The following is an 18,000-nucleotide window of genomic DNA, read 5'->3' on the forward strand; positions in this document are numbered from 1 at the left end:
CGAATGCGCGCAGGTGGCCGGATATTCCTGGCTCAGCTTGATCGTGCGGATGTCGCGTCCGGGCGCCTCGGCGCTCTGCTCGGCCCGGCACCACCGGGCCTGGGTGCCGCGCCGGCGCTGTCACGCCCTCCGGTGCCGTGCCGCCGGTGACGGCCGCGCCGCGGCGACGGCTCCTCCATCGGCTCGGCAACGTGCCGAGATATGCGTGATGAGCTCGGGAATCGTGAAATTGACGTGAGCCTGGGTGCGCTGCCCGGGGTCACTCGTTCCCCGGTCTGCGGTGAACACGCGTTCCTCCCTTCGCCGGACGGCTTGAGTGCTGGATAACCAGTATTCTGCGGCTTACAGGTTACTTCCATCCTGGAACACGTGGCCTGGATTCGCAACCCCGGATCTCGCCACAACTCGTCGCGGATGTCACCGGGCAAGGTGTGAGCGACCATTAATCCTGCGGGTCAGGCCGGGATTCATACCCGGCCTTACCCGAGCCGGCGCCGGTCAATCCACGGCCGCGTTCTCCGCAACAAGAAAGAATGATCAATTCAAATGAGAGATCATCGGCGTGCGGGGCGTGAAGGCCCGCCATCCGTGGGTAGAGTCGGTGGCGGTCGGCGTATAGAGTGCCGACATCGCGCCCCATCCACCAGCGTTAGGGGAAGGTTGTGCGCCAAGCCAATGGCAACGCCCGTGTCGGATTATTCCAATCGGGAGGACTTTCCTCCCTGGCCGTCGGAGTCCGGCTTCACGAACTGTCCACTCCGACGAGGCACTATATCGCCGACATTGGCCAATCAGATCGCGCGGACATGGAGTCACTCGCTTCTTCGCTGCGAAGATCAGGGGACGAAGTCGTCGTCATAGATTTACGATCATCGATGGCCGCCGTGGCGTCGGATCTGTTGCGCTACCGGGCCCGCCACGACGGCGGCTACTGGAACACGACCGGTGCGGCGCGCTTCGTGCTCGTCAGCGAGCTCACCCCGCTGATGCGGGCCGACGGATGCCGGACGTTCGCTCACGGCTGTGTCGGCGGGGGCAACGACCAGCGCCGCTTCGCGCGCTACGGCGCCCAGGTCGCACCGGGGCTGTCCGTCATCGAGCCGTGGACGGATCCGCAGGCGCTCGAGCGATTCCCCGACCGCGAGGCCATGCTCGCGGCCGTCGCCGAGCACGGGCTGCATCTCGACCCGGGCAGCGGCGCAGAGCGGTCCACCGATGCCAACCTCGCCGGCGTCTCGCACGAGTCGGCCGAGCTGGAAGACCTCGAAACGCCGGTCACCCGGCTCCAGCCGCGGTGGAGCAACTGGCCCGGGCAGGCCCCGGACGAGCCCGAGACCGTCACGGTCACCTTTCACGACGGACGGGTCGCCGACCTCAACGGCAGCGGGCCCGACCCGGTCGCGTGGATGGCGCGGGCCAACGAAATCGGCGCGCGGCACGGCATTTGGCTTCGCGACGTGGTCGAGCGGCGCATCATCGGTACGGTCTGCCGGGGCATCTACGAGGCGCCCGGCCTTGAGCTGCTCGAACGCGCGTGGGCGCGCATCCTGCAGGCCGGCCTCGATGCGGCCGGCCGCGAACTCTACGATCGGCTGGCCACCGTTCTGGGCGCCGCGATGTATGAGGCGCGGTGGCTCGAGCCCGCCGCGCAGGCCGCGCGAGCCGCGATCGACCGGCTCGTCGGCGAGGTCGGCGGCAGCGTGACCCTGTCCGTCCACCGGGGCATCGTCCAGGTCGAGCGGATGAAGGTCGCGAGCGCCGTGGTGCAGCAGACCCGGTTCGGCTCGGGCGGAAACCGCTGGAGCGAGGCAGTCGCCGTTTCGGGAATGGAAGGAGGAAACGATGCGTGAGCGTCGATTCGGCCGGCTGGGCTGGATGGTCGGCGACGTCGGCTACGGGATGTGGGGCATAGCCGGCGGCGAGGGCGGATGGACCGGCGCCGACGACGAGACCGGCGACACCGCGTTGGACGAAGCCGTGCGGCTCGGGTGCGACTACTTCGACACGGCCTGGATCTACGGCCGCGGACACAGCGAGAGGATGCTCGGGCAGTTGGTCAAGCGGCACCCGGAGCGCCGCCTCCACATCGCGACCAAGCCCCCGCCGAAGGATCGCACCTGGCCCTCCACCCGCGACTCCAAACTGTCCGAGGTGTACCCACCGGATCATCTTTGGGAATACCTGCACCGCAGCCTCGAAGGGCTGGGCACGCCGTCCATAGACCTGTTCCAGTTCCATGTCTGGGAGGACGCCTGGGCACATGACGCGGCCTGGCAGGACACCATCATCGAGATGAAGGAACGCGGGCTGATCAAAGGCGTCGGCATCAGCGTCAACAGATGGGAACCCTGGAACGTCCTGGAAACCCTGAACACCGGGCTGATCGACGCGGTGCAGGTCATCTACAACATCTTCGACCAGGCCCCCGAAGACGAACTGTTGCCGGCATGCCGCGAGCTGGACGTCGCGGTGATCGCACGGGTGCCCTTCGACGAAGGCACCCTCACCGGCACCCTCACCCGCCACACCCGCTGGCCCGAAGGCGACTGGCGCAACACGTACTTCGTGCCCGAAAACCTCGTCGCGAGTGTGGAGCGCGCCGAACGGCTGGCGCGGATCGTGCCCGAGGGCATGACCATGCCCGAACTCGCGCTGCGCTTCATCCTCCAGAACCCCGACGTCGCCACCGTCATCCCCGGCATGCGCAAGCTCACACACGTACGCGCCAACATCGCCACCAGCGACGCCGAACCACTGAGCGAGGAACTGATGGCGCAGTTGCGCGAACACCGCTGGGACCGCCGCCCCACCGCGTGGTCGCAATGAGTGCCGCGCCGAAGCCCATCGTGCTGTGGGCCGTGCCCCGATCGAGGTCCACCGCGTTCCTGCGCATCATGCTGGAGCGCGGCGATCTCGAGGTGGTCCACGAGCCGTTCTCGTACCTGCAGGTGGACGGCCATTTCGAGCTCGCGGACAGGCGCGTCACGTCGGCGACCGAGCTGCTCGACGTGATGCTCGAGGTCAACGCCGGCGGGCGCCGGGTGTTCGCCAAGGACACCTCCGATTACACGTACACGCCGCTGCTCGAAGACGGGCGCCTGTTCAGCGACGTCATCAACACCTTCATGATCCGGGAGCCGCGGAGCGCGACAGCCTCGCACTACGCCATGAACCCCGACGCCACCCTGGACGAGTACGGCTTCGAATACCTGCACGCCATCTTCGACGCCGTGCGGTCGGCCACCGGCGAGGTCCCCCTGGTGATCGACGGCGACGATCTCGTGGCCGATCCGGAGGCGACGGTTCAGGCGTACTGCGAGCGGGTCGGGCTCGAGTTCATGCCCGAGGCGATGCGCTGGGATCCCGGTCAACAGGCGAACTGGCAGCGTACGAACCGGTGGCACGCGGAGGTGGCCGAGAGCAGCGGGCTGGTGGCCAAGGCGCCCGGGCAGCGCGAGACGCCCGACACCAACGAGCACCTGCGCCGCATCGCCGAGCACCACCAACCGTTCTACGACGCGCTCGCGCGCCACCGCCTCTGTCCCTCCCGATGATGTGGTGGGGTGGCGGTCGCCGCCAGTTCGGCGGCACGGCCCTCGCGCCGGCCGCCGGAACCGCACTCGGCGACCGCCTCGGCTTCCGGAGCCTGGGCTTCACGCTCGCCACCCTCGGCGTCGGCCTGGCGCTCGTCTTCGTCATGATCGCAAAAGCGACGGACCGGCCTCAGCCGCCGGCATCACCGAAATGAGCCCCTGACCCCGAAATAGAGCACCGGCACCGGTGCGCGGCTACGGGGTCCGGTTCTCGAGCAGGTCGAGGGCGATGTCGACGATCATGTCCTCCTGGCCGCCGACAAGGCGGCGTCTGCCGACTTCCAGCAGGATGGTCCGTACGTCGATGCCGTACCGGCGGGAGGCGGCCTCGGCGTGCCGGAGGAAGCTGGAGTACGCGCCGGCGTAGCCGAGGGTGAGGGTTTCGCGGTCCACCTGGACCGGGCGGTCCTGGAGGGGGCGGACGATGTCGTCGGCGGCGTCCTGCAGGGCGAACAGGTCGCAGCCGTGCTTCCAGCCGTTGAGGTCGGCGACGGCGATGAAGGGTTCGACGGGGCAGTTGCCGGCACCCGCTCCGTGCCCGGCCAGGGAGGCGTCCACGCGGGTGACGCCCTCCTCGACGGCGACGACGGAGTTGGCGACGGCGAGGGAGAGGTTCTGGTGGGCGTGGATGCCGAGCTGGGTGCCGGGGTCGAGGACGTCGCGATAGGCGCGGACGCGCTCGCGGACGCCATCCATGGTGAGCCGGCCGCCGGAGTCGGTGACATAGACGCAGTGGGCGCCGTAGGACTCCATGAGTTTGGCCTGGCGGGCCAGCTCGGCAGGGGGTGCCATGTGGCTGAGCATGAGGAAGCCGGCCACGTCCATGCCGATCTCGCGGGCGGTGGCGATGTGCTGGGCGGCGACGTCGGCCTCGGTGCAGTGGGTGGCGATGCGGATGGAGCGGACGCCGAGGGAGTAGGCGTGCTTGAGCTCGGCGATGGTGCCGATGCCGGGCAGCAGGAGGGTGGTGAGCGTCGCCCGCTTGACGTTCTGCGCGGCGGCTTCGATCCATTCCCAGTCGGTGTTGCTGCCGGGGCCGTAGTTGATCGAGGCGCCCGCCAGGCCGTCGCCGTGAGCGACCTCGATGGCGTCCACCCCGGCGGCGTCGAGGGCGGCGACGACGCGGCCGACGTCATGCGGGGTGATGCGGTGCCGTACGGCGTGCATGCCGTCCCGCAGGGTGACGTCCTGGATGTAGAGACTCATGCGGTGGCTCCAGCGATGCGTTCGGCGACGCGCAGGGCGGCCGAGGTCATGATGTCGAGGTTGCCGGCGTAGGCGGGCAGATAGTGGGCGGCGCCCTCCACCTCCAGGAACACCGACACGCGCGTGGTCACCGGCTCGAGGGTGAGGGTGGTGACCGGCTCGTCGATCGGGGCGAACTGTACGTCCTGCTTCAGCCGGTAGCCGGGGACGTATTTCGCCACTTCGGCCACCATCTCTTCGATGGAGGCGCGGATCGCGTCGTGGTCGGCGTCGCCGGTCAGGCAGAAGACGGTGTCGCGCATGATGAGCGGCGGATCGGCGGGGTTGAGGACGATGATCGCCTTGCCGCGGGCGGCGCCGCCGACGCTCTCGATGGCGGCGGCGGTGGTCTGGGTGAACTCGTCGATGTTGGCGCGGGTGCCGGGCCCGGCCGACCTGGAGGCGATGGAGGCGACGATCTCGGCGTACGCGACGGGGGCGACGCGGGAGACGGCGTGCACGATGGGGATGGTGGCCTGGCCGCCGCAGGTGACCATGTTGAGGTTGCCCGCGCCGAGGTGGGCGTCGAGGTTGACCGGGGGGACGACGAACGGACCGATCGCGGCGGGGGTGAGATCGATGAGGGTCTTGCCGTACGGTTCCAGCCTGGCGGCGTTGGCGAGGTGCGCCTTGGCGGAGGTGGCGTCGAAGACGATGCCGATGTCGGCGAAGCCGTCCATGGCGATCAGGCCGTCCACGCCGTCGTGGGTGGTGGGCACCTTGAGGCGGCGGGCGCGGGCGAGGCCGTCGGAGCCGGGGTCGATGCCCACCATGGCGCCCATCTCGAGGGTGCCGGAGAGGCGGAGCACTTTGAGCATCAGGTCGGTGCCGATGTTGCCGGAGCCGATCACGGCCACCTTGGTCTTGTTCATGCGTTGTCCTCGAAGGTCACGGCCACCACACCAAGTCCAGAAATTTCGGCTTTTACGGTGATGCCGGGGGAGACGGGCACCATCGGTCCCAGGGCGCCGGACAGGATCACCTGGCCCGCGCGCAGCGGGTCGCCGAAGTCGCGGGCGGTGGTGGCCAGCCACAGCAGGGCGTTGAGCGGGTCGCCGAGGCAGGCGACGCCGGTGCCCTCGGAGACGAGCTCGTCGTCGGCGTGCATCCGCATGGTGGCGTCGACCGGCTCGAACGCGGTCAGCGGCAGCCGGTCCGGGCCGAGGACGTACAGGCCGCTGGAGGCATTGTCGGCGACGGTGTCGACGATGGTGATGTCCCAGCCGGCGATGCGGCTGTCGACGATCTCCAGGGCGGGGACGGCGTAGGCGACCGCTGCCCGCACCGCCGCCGGGTCGAGGTCACCGGACAGGTCGGCGGCGAGCACGAAGGCGATCTCGGCCTCGATCTTGGGCTGCATCAAGCGGTCCGCACGCGTGGAACCGGTGACCTCCATGTCGGCGAAGAGCACGCCGAAGTCGGGCTGGTCCACGCCGAGCTGCTGCTGAACGGCGGGGGAGGTGAGGCCGATCTTCCTGCCCGTCACGGGAGAGGTGTGGCGGCGGGCGTTCAGCAGGCGCTGCACCTGGTAGGCGTCGGCGACGTCGGTGATGAGGTCGCGGACCGGCCGGCACGGGTTGCCGGTAAGAGCCGCGTCCGCCAGCCGGTCCACGGCCTCGCCCATGGCGGTCATCGCGTGCCCTCCGGCGATGCGGTGGCGACGGCGAAGCCGGCGATCCATTCGGGGATGGGCTGGTAGAAGCGGGAGGTCATGCGGTACTTGCCGGTGGCGGCGAGCGAGGCGAACGCGGCGATCCACGTCCGGACCTCGTGTGCGGAGCCGCCGCCCTCGGCGCCCATCCACTCCACGGTCCAGCCGTCCACGTCCTCCAGCCGGCCGCTCGCGAGGGTGTCGAGGACCAGGTTGTCCCAGGTCGGGTTGATGGGGATCATCGTGGTCGATCCGGCGGCGTAGTCGCGCCCGGCCTGGATCACCCGCTGCTCGCCACGAAGACGTTGTTCGGGGGTGGGCGGGTGGCCCTCGATGAGGGCGTCGGCGACGCGGGGCGGCGCGCCATCGAGCACCGGCACGGGCGGGTCGTGGGAGAGCCCGCCGGAGCCGAGGAACAGCACCCGCCGGTCCAGCCCGGCCGCGGCCTCGCCGATCGCGGTGCCGAGGGCGCGGATGCGGCTGACCGGACCGAGCGGCGTGGCGACGCCGTTGACGAAGACGGGCACGACCGGAACCTGGTCGATACCGCCGAACAGCACCTCCAGCGGCTGCACGAACCCGTGGTCGACGGTCATCCGCGCCGAGATGGTCAGATCGACGCCCCGCTCCAGCACGCCGCGGGCGATGGCGCGGGCGGCCTCGGTGTCCACCGCCAGAGCTCCGGCGGCCGAGCCGAAGTCGCCGACCGCGTCGGCCTCGGTGGCCAGGCAGAAGGGCGGCATCTCCTTGTAGAAGAAGCCGTTGTAGTGGTCGGGCGCGTACAGCACCACCAGCTCGGGATCGAAGGCCCGGACGAACGCGCGGGCCTCGTCCACCGCGGCCTCCACCGCCGCGACCACGTCCGGGGCGGGGTCGTTCTTGCCGATGAGCGGGGAATGGGAGAGGCCGACGGCGACGGCGGTCATGAGGTGATCTCCTTAATGACGAGCTTGCCGGTGAGCCGCCCGTCGATCATGAGCTGGAAACCCTTGTGGATCTCGTCCAGCGGGAGCGTGCGGTCGATCACCGGGCGCAGGCCCGTGGCGTCCATCATGTCGAGCAGCGCGACCAGCTCGCCGCGGGTGCAGCCGGTGGAGCCGAGGATGCGCTGCTGGAGGTAGAAGATCCGGCCGAGGTCGGCGGGCGGGTTGGTGCCGCTGGTGGCTCCGGCGATGACGACGGTGCCGCCGGGGCGCAGCGACTTCAGCGAGTGCGACCAGGTGGCTTCGCCGACCGTCTCGATGACGACGTCCACGCGCTCCGGGAGCCGTTCGCCGGTCGGCAGCGCGGCGCGGGCGCCCCAGGAGAGCGCTTGCGCGCGCTTGTCCTCGCTGCGGCTGGTGGCGTACACGACGGCGCCCGCGGCGACGGCCAGCCTGATCGCCGCGGAGGCGACGCCGCCGCCCGCGCCCTGCACCAGCACGCGGTCACCGGCCTTGATCCGCGCCTGGGTGAACAGCATCCGGTACGCGGTCGTCCACGCGACCGGCAGGCACGCGGCCTCGTCGAACGACAACCACGACGGCTTGGGAACGAGGTTGCGGGCCGGCACGATCAGGTACTCGGCGAACGCGCCGTCGTGCCGCTCCGACAGCAGGGCCCGGTTCGGGTCGAGGGTCTCGTCGCCCCGGCCGGCGTCGGGGTCGGCGATGACGGGATGCACGATGACCTCGTTGCCGTCCTCGTCGTAGCCGGCGGCGTCGCAGCCCAGGATGATCGGCAGCCGCTCGGGAGGGTGGCCGACGCCGCGCAGGGTCCACAGGTCGTGCATGTTCAGGGAGGAGGAGACGACCCGGACGATCGACCAGCCGGGCCGGCGTTCGGGCTCGGGGACGTCGCCCAGCACGAGACCGGACAGCGGATCGGTCGCGCTCTGGGAGACGGCGGTGGCGGCAAGCATGCCCCAAAGGTGTCCGACGACGACCATCGCGGGACAGCTCGTGTGCCGTCGTACGGAACGACCGTTGGAACGCGACGCGTCCATGGCTGTTGTCTGAGCCCATGACCATCGAATCCCCGCACGGGGCCCTGCGGCGCCCGGCCGAACTGGCGCCGACCATCGACGTCTCCGGGCTGGTGGATGCCGAGGGCGGGCTGGTGGATCGCGCCATCTTCACCGACCAGCAGATCTACCGGCAGGAGCTGCGCCGCGTGTTCGCGCCGAGCTGGCTCTTCCTGGCGCACGCCGACCAGTTCCGCAAGCCCGGCGACTTCTTCACCACGTACATGGGCGAGGACCCGGTCATCGTGACCCTCGACCGGAGCCGCCGCGTGCGCGCGTACCTCAACTCCTGCCGGCACCGCGGCGCCCGCGTGTGCCGTGCCGACCACGGCGCCACCCGCAACTTCACCTGCACCTACCACGGCTGGTCCTACGACCTGGAGGGCAGGCTGGTCAGCGTCCCGAACAAGGCGGGCTACCCGGAGTCGTTCGACACGGGGGAGTGGGGCCTGGTCGAGGTGCCGCACGTCGACAGCCACCGCGGCCTGATCTTCGGCACGTGGAACCCCGAGCCCGTGCCGCTGCGCGAGTCGCTGGGCGACATGGCCTGGTACATGGACGCGATGCTCGACCACGACGACGAGGGCACGGTCGTCGTGGGAGGCGTGCACAAGTGGGTGCTGGAGGGCAACTGGAAGCTGGCGGCCGAGCAGTTCGCCACCGACTGGTACCACGTCAACATGAGCCACGCCTCGGCGCTCATGGTGCTCTCGCCCACCGGCAAGGGCCCCAAGGACGAGATCGTGCACCGCACCGGCCGCCAGTACGCCGGCCCGGGTGGCCACGGTGCCGGCTTCCCCGTCCACCCGAAGAACCGCTTCGACGCCAGAGCCGTCCACCAGTGGACCGACTACCGAGCGCTGCGCGAGCGCCTCGGCGAGGCCCGCGTCGAAGGCCCGCTCACCAACGGGCACGCCACCGTCTTCCCCAACTTCTCCTACCTGCCGGTCAACGGCTCGATCCGGGTCTGGCACCCGAAGGGCCCGGACCGGATGGAGGTGTGGGCGTGGACGATCGTCGACAAGTCGATGCCGCCCGAGGTGCGCGAGGCGCAGCGGCTGTACAACCTGCGCACGTTCGGCCCCAGCGGCATCTTCGAGCAGGACGACGGCGAGAACTGGAGCGAGGTGCAGGCCGTCTCGCACGGCTTCGTCACCAACCGCGTGCCGCTCAACTACCAGATGGGCCTCGGCTCCGAACGTGACGACGGCCGCTACCCCGGCCCCACCAGCGAGCTGTACAGCGACGCCGCCGGCCGGGCCTTCTACGCGCGCTGGCGCGAACTGATGACCACCCCCGCCTGGCACGAGGAGGACGGCAGATGAGCGAGGGAATCCGCGTCGCCGCGCTGGACGACATCCCCGAGGGCGAGGGCATCGCCATCGACAAGGCGATCATCGGCACCGACGACGACGTGGCGCTGCTGCGCGACACCGACGGCAGCGTCTGGGCGCTGGACGACACCTGCACCCACGAGGACGCCTCCCTGGCCGACGGCTGGGTCGAGGACGGCTACGTCGAGTGCCCCCTGCACTCCAGCCGGTTCTGCCTGAAGAACGGCGAGGTCCAGGGCCTGCCCGCCACCCGCGACACCTGCCCGCACCGGGTCGAGGTACGCGACGGCGAGGTCTACCTCTTCCCGAACCAGGCGCCATGAAAGTCGTGATCGTCGGCGGGGGGATCGCGGGCGTCAGCACGGCCGCGGCCCTGCGCGCGGGCGGGTTCGACGGGGACCTCACGCTGGTCGACGCGGGGGAGCTCCCCTACGACCGGCCGCCGCTGTCGAAGGACTACCTGACCGGGGCCAAGGATCTCGAGCGGATCGCCCTCCAGCCGCCGCAGTGGTACGACGAGCACGCGATCCGGCTGATCAACCGGACCCGCGTGACCGCGCTCCGCTCAGGCGGCGTCGAACTGCGGGACGGCACCCTGCTGCCCGCCGACCGCGTAGTGCTGGCCACCGGCGGGGCAGCAGCCCGCCCGCCCATCCCCGGTTGCGAACACGTGCACGTGCTCCGCACGGCCGAGGACGCCGACCGGCTGCGTGCCGCGCTGAGGCCGGGCGCCCGCGTGCTGGTGGTCGGCGCTGGGCTGATCGGCGCGGAGGTGGCGTCGAGTGCCGTCGATCTCGGTTGCGAGGTCGTGCTGGCCGATCCGGTGGCCACGCCGCTGGCCGCCGCGGTCGGCGGCGAGCTGGCCGGCTGGCTCCACGAACAGCACGCCACCCGCGGCGTCACCACCGTCCGGTCCGCGGTGGAGTCGTTCGACGGGGCGGGGGCCACGCTCGCGGGAGCCCGCCACGCGTTCGACGCCGTGCTGCTCGGGGTCGGCATGGTGCCCGACACGAGGCTCGCCGAGACGGCCGGGCTGAAGATCGACCGCGGCATCGCCGTGGACGCCGGACAGGTCACCTCCAACCCGGCGATCCTCGCGGTGGGCGACTCCGCGCGCGGCCGCGACGGTCACTGGGAGGCGGCTCAGCACGACGGCGCCCGGGCGGCGGCCACCGTTCTGGGCGCACCGCTCCCGCCGCCCACCGCCCCGTGGTTCTGGACCGACCGGCACGGCCGCCACGTCGAGGCCGCCGGCCACATGGCGGCGGCCGAGCAGACGGTGCTCCGCGGTTCCTACGACGACCCCGCGTTCTCGGTGTTCGGCCTGCGTGACGGGCTGGTCGTGGCCGCAGCCGCCGTGGACGACTCGGGCGCCGTACGGGCCGCCCGCCGCATGATCGACCGCCGGATCCCGGCCGACCCGGGCCGGCTGAAAGACACCTCAGTGAACCTGCGCACGCTGCTGCGCGCCTGAAGGAGAACGCATGCGCGCCGACCGCGACACCCACTTCGAGGTCGAGCAGTTCTACTACGAGGAGGCCGACCTCCTCGACGCCGGCCGCTACGCCGACTGGCTCGACCTGCTCGCCGACGACCTCGACTACTGGATGCCCACCCGCACCAACCGGCTGCGCCGCCAGCAGGCCCTGTCGGTGGCCGCGCGGGGCGAGGCCGCCTTCTACGACGAGAGCAAGGAGAGCCTGGCCTGGCGCATCCGCCGCTTCGACTCCGGCATGGCCTGGGCCGAGGATCCCCCCTCACGCACCCGCCACCTCGTCACCAACGTGCTGGCCCGCCACGTCGACCCCGCCGAACATCCCGGCTTCACCGGCGACGACCTGCTCGTCCGCTCGGCGTTCCTGGTCTACCGCAACCGCCTGGAACGCGAAGAGAACGTCTTCGCCGGCAGCCGCACGGACATCCTGCGCCGCACCGCCACCGGTCTCCAGGTCGCGCGCCGCACGATCCTGCTCGACCAGAACATCCTGCTGGCCAAGAACATCTCGACCTTCTTCTGAGGGGAACCCGGTGAAACACCACAACGTGACCACCACGCTCGGCGAGATCGCCGTCGCCGAGGTCGGCGAGGGCCCGGTGCTGGTGATGCTGCACGGCGGCGGCCCCGGCGCCTCCGGCGTCGGCAACTACCACCAGAACCTGCCGGCCCTGGCCCGGCACTTCCGCGTCGTCCTGCCCGACCAGCCCGGCTTCGGCGGCAGCTACCGCCCAACCGAGGAGGACCTGGACCAGCGGTCCATCACCGAGATCACCGTGGACGCCCTCTTCCAGGCGCTCGACGCCCTCGGCATCGAGACGTTCCACCTGCTGGGCAACAGCCTCGGCGGCGCCGCCGCGATCGCCATGGCCCAGGAACGCCCCGATCGCGTGACCAGGCTGGTGCTGATGGCCCCCGGCGGCGGCTGGCTGCCGTTCGGGCCCACCCCGACCGAGGGCCAGAAGGAGATGTTCCGCTACTACAACGGCTCCGGCCCCAGCGAGAAGAAGATGGCCGCGTTCATCCGCACCATGGTCTTCGACCACCGGCAGTTCGGCGAGGACGTCGTCAAGGCCCGCTACGAGGCCTCGCTCGACGAGAGCCACATCGCCTTCTACCACCGCTACAACGCCGCCTTCGCCAGACGCGGCGGCATGGACCCGCTCTGGCGCGACCTGCACAAGGTCAAGGCCCCGACCCTGCTGCTGTGGGGGCGCGACGACCGCACCATCACCCTCGACGGCGCCCAGCTCATGCTCAAGCAGCTCCGCGACGTGCAGCTCCACGTGTTCGGCCGCTGCGGGCACTGGGTGCAGCTGGAACGCCGGCGCGAGTTCGAGCACCTCGTGACGGGATTCCTGGCATGAGCGGCTGGCTCGACGGCTACGTAGCCTTGATCACCGGCGGCGGCTCCGGCATCGGCCGCGCCGTCGCCGAACGTTTCCTCGCCGAGGGCGCGTCCGTGACCGTCCTCGGCCGCGACCTGGCCCAGCTCGACCAGGTCGCCGGCGAGCGGGTACACCGAGTGACCGCCGACGTCCGCGACTCCGGCGCGCTGCACGCCGCAGTCGCCGAGACCGTCGAACGCTTCGGCAAGCTCGACACCCTCGTAGCCAACGCCGGCGTCTGGGACTACCAGCGCCAGCTCACCCGCCTGTCCGGCAAGGAGATCGACACCGCCTTCGACGAGATCTTCTCCGTCAATGTCAAGGGCTACCTGCTCGCCGCCGAGGCCGCCTGGCCGGAGCTGGTCCGGACGCGGGGCAGCATCGTCATGACGCTGTCCAACTCCTCCTTCCATGTCAACGGCGGCGGCCCGCTCTACACCGCCAGCAAGCACGCCTGCCTCGGCCTGATGCGGGAGCTCGCCTACGAGCTGGCCCCCAAGGTCCGCGTGAACGGCGTCGCCTGCGGCGGCATGAACACCGACCTGCGCGGCCCGGAAAGCCTCGCCATGGGCGACCGGTCGATCGCGGCCTCCTTCGCCAGACGCCAGGGCACCCCGCCCATCCCGCTGCACGACTCCAGCACCGACCCGCGCGACTTCACCGGGCCCTACGTCCTGCTCGCCGCCCGCGAGCAGAGCGGCGCCATCACCGGACACGCCATCTCGGCCGACGGCGGCATCGGGGTACGGGGGTTCGCCCGCGCCGCCGGCGGCGACCACCTCTGAGGAGCCGAACCATGCCCCACCCCCCGAACTCGGGTCTCAACGTCGACGTCAACCCCGCTTCGGCTGTCGCGCGCAACGCCCGCTACCACGGCGAGGTCACCGCGATCCGGTACGCGGGCGGCGACCTCACCTACGCCCGCCTCGACGAGAAGGCGGCGCGGCTGGCGGGCGCCCTGGCCGATGGCGGCGTCGGCGACGGCGACCGCGTCGCCTACCTGGGCCTCAACAGCGCCTCCTTCCTGGTCACGATGCTGGCCGCGTTCCGGCTCGGCGCCCTCTTCGTACCCGTCAACTTCAGGCTCGCCGAGCCCGAGCTGCAGAGCGTGCTCCAGCGGAGCGGCGCGGCCACGATCGTCTGCGAGGAAAGCCATCGGGCCGGTGTCGAGCACGTGCGCGGCGGGACCGCCCTGCGGCGCTTCCTGCTCGTCGACGACGACCCCGAAGTGCCCGCCACGACCGGTGTGGCCGGCTGGGAACCCTGGTCCGGCCCGATCGCCGCGGCCCCGCCTGCCTGCGCCCCCGTCGCCAAGGGCTTCGACGACCCGGCGATCCTGATGTTCACCTCCGGCACCACCGGCCTGCCCAAAGGGGTCGTCCTCACCCACGGCAACGCCTGGTGGAACTCGGTCAACGTCGACTCCATGCTGGACACCCGGCGCGGCGACGTGACGTACGCCGCCGCCCCGTTGTTCCACATCGGCGCGCTCAACAGCTTCGTGCTGCGTACACTCGTGCGCGGTGGCACCGTGGTCGTGCGCCGCGCCTTCGACCCGATCCGGTTCCTGGACGACCTGGTCACCCACCGGGTGAACTCGATGTTCGCGGTGCCCGCCATGCTCGCCGCGCTCAGCCGGGTGCCCGGCGTCTTCGACGCCGACCTGTCCCACCTGCGCTCGATCGTCGTCGCGGGCGCGCCGGTGCCGTCGTCCCTGATCGAGCTGTACGCCTCCCACGGGATCCCGCTGCAACAGGCCTGGGGGCTGACCGAGACCGCCCCGTTCGCCACCCACCTCCCGGTCGAGCACACCCTGCGCAAGCTCGGCTCGGCCGGAATCCCCATGCCCCACACCCAGGTCCGCGTGGTGGATGCCACGACCAACCAGCCGCTCAAGCCCGGCGAGGCCGGCGAGATCGTCGTGCGCGGCCCCAACGTCACCCCCGGCTACTGGGAGAACCCCGAGGCCACCGCGGCCGCGTTCGACGACGAGGGCTGGTTCCACTCCGGCGACGTCGGCTACCTCGACGAGGACGGCTGCCTGTTCATCGTCGACCGGCTCAAAGACATGATCATCAGCGGCGGGGAGAACGTCTACCCGGCCGAGGTCGAGCAGGCCCTGTCCGCCATGCCCGGCATCGTGGACGTCGCGGTCGTCGGCAGCCCCGACGAGCAGTGGGGCGAGACGGTCGTCGCGGTGGTGTCCCTGGCCGAGGGGACCACGGTCACCCTCGACGACGTCCGCGACCACGCCGCCGCCCAGCTCGCCCGCTACAAACTGCCGCGCAAGCTGAAGATCGTGCAGGACGTGCCCAGGAACGCCTCCGGCAAGCTGGACAAGACCGTCATCCGCCGCCTGGTGGACGAGGAGGGCTGACAATGACGACGTTGCCGGTGATCGACGGCGAGGTCCACCTGGAGCGCTGCGCCACGGGCCGCCTGCGCGAGGCGTACCCGGCGGGCGCGCGCGACGTGGAGGTGCGGGTCTCCCCGGCCGTGACGGGAGAGGCCATGACGCGGTTGTTGCGCGTCGTCACCGACGCCGTGTCGAGACAGGATCCCGCCTGCCGCCGGGTGGTGTGCCCGGTGCCGGAGGGCGACCTCGGCCGGATCGCGGCGGCCGAGGCGGCCGGCTTCCGGTACGTCGTCGACGTCGATCTGGCCGACGAGCAGCTCAGCCTGCTGGTTGCCGAGCCGGAGTGGGTGACCGGGATCGACCCCGGCCGCGTACCGGAGACCTGACGGTCAGGAGGCGACGGCGGCCGCGGGCCGCCGTCGGACCCGCATGAGGTGCTGGGCCGCCGCGGCACTCACCCGGCGCAGCGCCGGAGCCTGCGCCCGGGTGTCGAGGCGGCCCGTGACCGCCGAGACGGACATGGCCGCCACGGCCCTGCCGCCGGGCCCGAGGACGGGGACCGCCACGCAGCTCAGCCCGGGCGTCGCCTCCTCGTCGTCGAAGGCCACGCCCTCCGCGCGCACCCGGGCGATCTCCGCCGCGAGCAGGTCCGGGTCGGTGATCGTGTTCGGCGTCAGCGGGCGCAGCTCGCCGTGCAGCACCTGCTCCAGCGCTTCTGCGTCATAGGCCAGCAGCACCTTGCCCACCGCCGTGCAGTACGCGGGGACCCGGCCGCCGATCCGGGAGGGCGAGCGCACCTGCCGGTGGCCGTAGAGCTTGGACAGGTAGACGACGTCCGTGCCGTGCAGGGCCGCCAGGTGCACGGTCTCGCGCGTCAGCTCGTACAGGTCGGTCAGGAACGGGATGAGCGCGTCGCGGATCCGGTCGTGATCGGGGACGTACGCGTGCCGGCCCAGCTCGTGCAGCCGCTCGCCCAGCCGGTACTTCTGCCCGACCTTCTCCACCACGCCGTTGCGCTCCAGCATCCCCAGCAGGCGGAAGGCGGTGGACTTGCTCAGCTCTGCGCGTCTGGCCAGCTCGCTGACCCCGATCCCGGTGCCGGCCTGGCCGCCGAAGCAGGCCAGCAGGCTGACCGCCTTCTCGACGGCGGCACGATCGTCCCTGTTCACGGTGATGGCCCCATCTCTCAAAGGGTCATTTATGCGTGACAGAATGTCCGATATAGTTTGCGTCCGTCAACAGTGACGAACCGTCTATTAAAAGTGACAACCAGGGGTTGGCGATGGACCACAACGAGTTGGTGGCGCGCAACATCCGCAGGCTACGCCGCGAGCGCGGCTTCACCATCGGCGAGTTGTCCCGCCGCTCCGGCCTGTCCAAGCAGACCCTGTCCAAGGTCGAGCAGGGCGACGGCAACCCCACGGTGGACACCCTGGCCGCTCTGGGCAAGGCGCTCGACGTGGCGCCCCGGCAGCTGCTGACCGAGTGGGGCAGCGCCGTCTACCTCCAGCGCCAGGCCGACGGGGAGTGGGCGCGGCACGAGGGCTGGTCGGAACGCGTCCTCGACCAGACCTACGGATCCGGCTACGTGCACACGCTGGTCATGAGACTGGAGCGCGGCACGCCGTGCCCGATCGTGCCCGCCCACTCACTGGGCACGCTGCACCACGTGTACGTCATCACCGGCAAGCTGCGCACGGGCCCGGTCGAGGACCAGGTGGAGCTGTCCGCCGGTGACTTCGTCCGGTTTCCCGGCGACGTGCCGCACCGGCACACCTGCCTGTCGGATCGCGTGGTGGCCCATGTCGTCACCACCATCCCGCAGGCCCACCAGTTCGGCACCGCCGACCCGCGAGGCTGACCCCCGGCCCCCACGATCACTGCACGCCGGCGAGCTCGCTCTCGAAGCGCTCGCGCAGCGCGTCCTTCTCGGGCTCCGGCAGCCAGCACGCCTCGACCCCCGCCAGCGCCATCGCGCGCAACCGCTCATCCGGTACGGCGAGCTGCTCGGAGAGGATCCGATACTCGTTCGCCAGCGACGTCGGGAACATCCCAGGATCGTCGGAAGCGGGGATGACGTTGAGCCCCGCCTCGAGCATCGCCGCGATCGACGCCCGCCGCCACGGCCGCCACGAGCGCCGCGAGGTGGTCGAGATGACGGTGAACGGGATCTGCTCGTCCCGCACCCTGGCGACCACCTCGTCGTCCTCGAGCACGAAGTAGCCGTGGTCGATCCGGTCGCACCCGAGCACGTCGAGGCAGGTGACCGTGTTGACGGCGACGGGCGCGTGCTCGGAGGAGTGGGCGGTACGGCGGAGCCCGGCCGCACCGGCGAGCCGGAAGGCGGCCTCGAACCGCTCGGGCGGCCCGGCGGTCTCCAGGTTGTCCAGCCCGATCCCCGCCACGTAGTCGTGCGGGTGGTCCACGACCGTGCGCACCCAGGAGAGCGCCTCGTCTCCCGACCTGCTCCGGTCGACGGCCGCGATGAGCCTGCCGGACATGCCGAAGTCGCGTTCGGCCATCCTGATGCCCTCGGCGTACGCCTCGATCACCGTGGCGTAGCCGAGCTTCTCCTGATGCTCGGTCAGCGCGTCAAAGGAGACCTCGAGATGCCTGGTCGCGCTGGTCCGGTGGGCGTCCTCGAACGCCTCGTAGGTGATCCGGGTGAGATCGTCGGCGTCGCGCAGGACCTGGAGCACCCACGAGGACACCTGGAAGAGCGAGTAGGAGACCTCAGGCTCGTCCGCGCTCCTGCCCTGCGGGACCGGGACCCGGGTGTCCAGGTAGAGCGCCGGGTCCGGCGGGAGCGAGTTCACGTCCGCATAGATCCGCTCGGGCGTGTCGGGCAGGTCGAGCCCCTCCCTCCTGGCCAGCTCGGCGAAGGTCGAGGCGCGTACGGTGCCGATGAGGTGGCAGTGCAGATCGACCTTGGGCAT

General features: G+C 70.8%; 20 protein-coding genes. 13 read left to right on the top strand and 7 right to left on the bottom strand.

Annotated features, from left to right (window positions below; all coding sequences use genetic code 11):
- Positions 1 to 662 precede the first annotated feature (662 nt).
- The 4 genes from ACIBI9_RS33290 to ACIBI9_RS33305 are packed head-to-tail and all read left to right on the top strand — an operon-like array spanning position 663 to position 3,748.
- A complete protein-coding gene (locus ACIBI9_RS33290) occupies positions 663 to 1,850 on the top strand; it encodes an argininosuccinate synthase domain-containing protein (RefSeq protein ID WP_397227806.1) in 1,188 nt (395 codons plus the stop codon).
- Positions 1,843 to 2,826 carry an aldo/keto reductase gene (locus ACIBI9_RS33295; protein WP_397227808.1) on the top strand — a complete coding sequence of 328 codons (984 nt, stop codon included), beginning with the start codon at positions 1,843 to 1,845 and terminating at the stop codon, positions 2,824 to 2,826. The genes ACIBI9_RS33290 and ACIBI9_RS33295 overlap by 8 nt, the downstream gene beginning before the upstream one ends.
- Positions 2,823 to 3,554, top strand: coding sequence for a sulfotransferase family protein (locus tag ACIBI9_RS33300; RefSeq protein WP_397227810.1), 732 nt, complete (start codon positions 2,823 to 2,825; stop codon positions 3,552 to 3,554). Before ACIBI9_RS33295 ends, ACIBI9_RS33300 begins: the two co-directional genes overlap by 4 nt.
- Complete coding sequence (locus ACIBI9_RS33305; RefSeq protein WP_397227812.1) at positions 3,551 to 3,748, top strand: hypothetical protein; 198 nt, start codon at positions 3,551 to 3,553, stop codon at positions 3,746 to 3,748. Before ACIBI9_RS33300 ends, ACIBI9_RS33305 begins: the two co-directional genes overlap by 4 nt.
- A 40-nt stretch (positions 3,749 to 3,788) precedes the next feature.
- Here the strand turns inward: ACIBI9_RS33305 and dmpG are convergent, their stop codons facing one another.
- Genes dmpG through ACIBI9_RS33330 form a run of 5 tightly spaced genes read right to left on the bottom strand, consistent with a single transcriptional unit; the run spans position 3,789 to position 8,389 of the window.
- Positions 3,789 to 4,799, bottom strand: a complete 1,011-nt coding sequence (gene dmpG, locus ACIBI9_RS33310; protein ID WP_397227814.1) for a 4-hydroxy-2-oxovalerate aldolase — start codon at positions 4,797 to 4,799, stop codon at positions 3,789 to 3,791.
- Positions 4,796 to 5,710: an acetaldehyde dehydrogenase (acetylating) gene (locus ACIBI9_RS33315; protein WP_397227816.1), complete on the bottom strand. Its 915-nt coding sequence runs from the start codon at positions 5,708 to 5,710 to the stop codon at positions 4,796 to 4,798. Before ACIBI9_RS33315 ends, dmpG begins: the two co-directional genes overlap by 4 nt.
- Positions 5,707 to 6,471, bottom strand: coding sequence for a 2-keto-4-pentenoate hydratase (locus tag ACIBI9_RS33320; protein ID WP_397227818.1), 765 nt, complete (start codon positions 6,469 to 6,471; stop codon positions 5,707 to 5,709). Before ACIBI9_RS33320 ends, ACIBI9_RS33315 begins: the two co-directional genes overlap by 4 nt.
- The gene (locus ACIBI9_RS33325) at positions 6,468 to 7,415 is read right to left on the bottom strand and encodes a 3-carboxyethylcatechol 2,3-dioxygenase (protein ID WP_397227820.1); all 948 of its coding nucleotides are present in this window, start codon (positions 7,413 to 7,415) and stop codon (positions 6,468 to 6,470) included. Before ACIBI9_RS33325 ends, ACIBI9_RS33320 begins: the two co-directional genes overlap by 4 nt.
- Positions 7,412 to 8,389 carry a zinc-binding dehydrogenase gene (locus ACIBI9_RS33330; RefSeq protein WP_397227822.1) on the bottom strand — a complete coding sequence of 326 codons (978 nt, stop codon included), beginning with the start codon at positions 8,387 to 8,389 and terminating at the stop codon, positions 7,412 to 7,414. Before ACIBI9_RS33330 ends, ACIBI9_RS33325 begins: the two co-directional genes overlap by 4 nt.
- Before the next feature lie 101 nt (positions 8,390 to 8,490).
- Between ACIBI9_RS33330 and ACIBI9_RS33335 the strand changes: the two genes are divergently transcribed.
- From ACIBI9_RS33335 to ACIBI9_RS33370, 8 genes are read left to right on the top strand one after another with little or no spacing between them, the layout of a single operon-like run.
- Complete coding sequence (locus tag ACIBI9_RS33335) at positions 8,491 to 9,816, top strand: SRPBCC family protein (RefSeq protein ID WP_397227824.1); 1,326 nt, start codon at positions 8,491 to 8,493, stop codon at positions 9,814 to 9,816.
- Positions 9,813 to 10,148 (top strand): non-heme iron oxygenase ferredoxin subunit, encoded by a 336-nt coding sequence (locus ACIBI9_RS33340; protein WP_397227826.1) that lies wholly within the window; start codon positions 9,813 to 9,815, stop codon positions 10,146 to 10,148. Before ACIBI9_RS33335 ends, ACIBI9_RS33340 begins: the two co-directional genes overlap by 4 nt.
- A complete protein-coding gene (locus ACIBI9_RS33345) occupies positions 10,145 to 11,299 on the top strand; it encodes an NAD(P)/FAD-dependent oxidoreductase (protein WP_397227828.1) in 1,155 nt (384 codons plus the stop codon). Before ACIBI9_RS33340 ends, ACIBI9_RS33345 begins: the two co-directional genes overlap by 4 nt.
- 10 nt (positions 11,300 to 11,309) lie before the next feature.
- The gene (locus ACIBI9_RS33350; protein ID WP_397227830.1) at positions 11,310 to 11,843 is read left to right on the top strand and encodes a 3-phenylpropionate/cinnamic acid dioxygenase subunit beta; all 534 of its coding nucleotides are present in this window, start codon (positions 11,310 to 11,312) and stop codon (positions 11,841 to 11,843) included.
- A 10-nt stretch (positions 11,844 to 11,853) separates the two neighbouring features.
- Positions 11,854 to 12,687 (top strand): alpha/beta fold hydrolase, encoded by an 834-nt coding sequence (locus ACIBI9_RS33355; RefSeq protein WP_397227832.1) that lies wholly within the window; start codon positions 11,854 to 11,856, stop codon positions 12,685 to 12,687.
- The gene (gene hcaB / locus ACIBI9_RS33360) at positions 12,684 to 13,493 is read left to right on the top strand and encodes a 3-(cis-5,6-dihydroxycyclohexa-1,3-dien-1-yl)propanoate dehydrogenase (RefSeq protein ID WP_397227834.1); all 810 of its coding nucleotides are present in this window, start codon (positions 12,684 to 12,686) and stop codon (positions 13,491 to 13,493) included. The genes ACIBI9_RS33355 and hcaB overlap by 4 nt, the downstream gene beginning before the upstream one ends.
- 11 nt (positions 13,494 to 13,504) lie before the next feature.
- On the top strand, positions 13,505 to 15,085 hold the full coding sequence (locus tag ACIBI9_RS33365; RefSeq protein ID WP_397227836.1) for a long-chain fatty acid--CoA ligase: 1,581 nt from the start codon (positions 13,505 to 13,507) through the stop codon (positions 15,083 to 15,085).
- 2 nt (positions 15,086 to 15,087) lie between these two features.
- Positions 15,088 to 15,450, top strand: coding sequence for a hypothetical protein (locus ACIBI9_RS33370; protein ID WP_397227838.1), 363 nt, complete (start codon positions 15,088 to 15,090; stop codon positions 15,448 to 15,450).
- Positions 15,451 to 15,453: 3 nt separating this feature from the next.
- Here ACIBI9_RS33370 and ACIBI9_RS33375 read toward each other — a convergent pair whose 3' ends face one another.
- A complete protein-coding gene (locus tag ACIBI9_RS33375) occupies positions 15,454 to 16,233 on the bottom strand; it encodes an IclR family transcriptional regulator (protein ID WP_397227840.1) in 780 nt (259 codons plus the stop codon).
- 113 nt (positions 16,234 to 16,346) lie between these two features.
- Here ACIBI9_RS33375 and ACIBI9_RS33380 point away from each other — a divergent pair, with 113 nt between their 5' ends.
- Positions 16,347 to 16,925, top strand: a complete 579-nt coding sequence (locus ACIBI9_RS33380; protein ID WP_397227842.1) for a helix-turn-helix domain-containing protein — start codon at positions 16,347 to 16,349, stop codon at positions 16,923 to 16,925.
- A 16-nt stretch (positions 16,926 to 16,941) separates the two neighbouring features.
- On the opposite strand, the gene ACIBI9_RS33385 is transcribed toward ACIBI9_RS33380, so the two are convergent.
- Positions 16,942 to 18,000, bottom strand: coding sequence for an adenosine deaminase (locus ACIBI9_RS33385; protein ID WP_397227844.1), 1,059 nt, complete (start codon positions 17,998 to 18,000; stop codon positions 16,942 to 16,944).

This window comes from Nonomuraea sp. NPDC050451 (assembly GCF_044458585.1).

Coding starts and splice junctions, on each gene's coding strand:
- ACIBI9_RS33300 (WP_397227810.1), top strand. CDS start 2,823: ATGAGTGCCGCGCCGAAGCCCATCGTGCTGTGGGCCGTGCCCCGATCG.
- ACIBI9_RS33380 (WP_397227842.1), top strand. CDS start 16,347: ATGGACCACAACGAGTTGGTGGCGCGCAACATCCGCAGGCTACGCCGC.
- ACIBI9_RS33365 (WP_397227836.1), top strand. CDS start 13,505: ATGCCCCACCCCCCGAACTCGGGTCTCAACGTCGACGTCAACCCCGCT.
- ACIBI9_RS33330 (WP_397227822.1), bottom strand. CDS start 8,389: ATGCTTGCCGCCACCGCCGTCTCCCAGAGCGCGACCGATCCGCTGTCC.
- ACIBI9_RS33345 (WP_397227828.1), top strand. CDS start 10,145: ATGAAAGTCGTGATCGTCGGCGGGGGGATCGCGGGCGTCAGCACGGCC.
- ACIBI9_RS33350 (WP_397227830.1), top strand. CDS start 11,310: ATGCGCGCCGACCGCGACACCCACTTCGAGGTCGAGCAGTTCTACTAC.
- ACIBI9_RS33340 (WP_397227826.1), top strand. CDS start 9,813: ATGAGCGAGGGAATCCGCGTCGCCGCGCTGGACGACATCCCCGAGGGC.
- ACIBI9_RS33320 (WP_397227818.1), bottom strand. CDS start 6,471: ATGACCGCCATGGGCGAGGCCGTGGACCGGCTGGCGGACGCGGCTCTT.
- ACIBI9_RS33370 (WP_397227838.1), top strand. CDS start 15,088: ATGACGACGTTGCCGGTGATCGACGGCGAGGTCCACCTGGAGCGCTGC.
- ACIBI9_RS33305 (WP_397227812.1), top strand. CDS start 3,551: ATGATGTGGTGGGGTGGCGGTCGCCGCCAGTTCGGCGGCACGGCCCTC.
- ACIBI9_RS33385 (WP_397227844.1), bottom strand. CDS start 18,000: ATGCCCAAGGTCGATCTGCACTGCCACCTCATCGGCACCGTACGCGCC.
- ACIBI9_RS33325 (WP_397227820.1), bottom strand. CDS start 7,415: ATGACCGCCGTCGCCGTCGGCCTCTCCCATTCCCCGCTCATCGGCAAG.
- ACIBI9_RS33335 (WP_397227824.1), top strand. CDS start 8,491: ATGACCATCGAATCCCCGCACGGGGCCCTGCGGCGCCCGGCCGAACTG.
- hcaB (WP_397227834.1), top strand. CDS start 12,684: ATGAGCGGCTGGCTCGACGGCTACGTAGCCTTGATCACCGGCGGCGGC.
- ACIBI9_RS33315 (WP_397227816.1), bottom strand. CDS start 5,710: ATGAACAAGACCAAGGTGGCCGTGATCGGCTCCGGCAACATCGGCACC.
- dmpG (WP_397227814.1), bottom strand. CDS start 4,799: ATGAGTCTCTACATCCAGGACGTCACCCTGCGGGACGGCATGCACGCC.
- ACIBI9_RS33295 (WP_397227808.1), top strand. CDS start 1,843: ATGCGTGAGCGTCGATTCGGCCGGCTGGGCTGGATGGTCGGCGACGTC.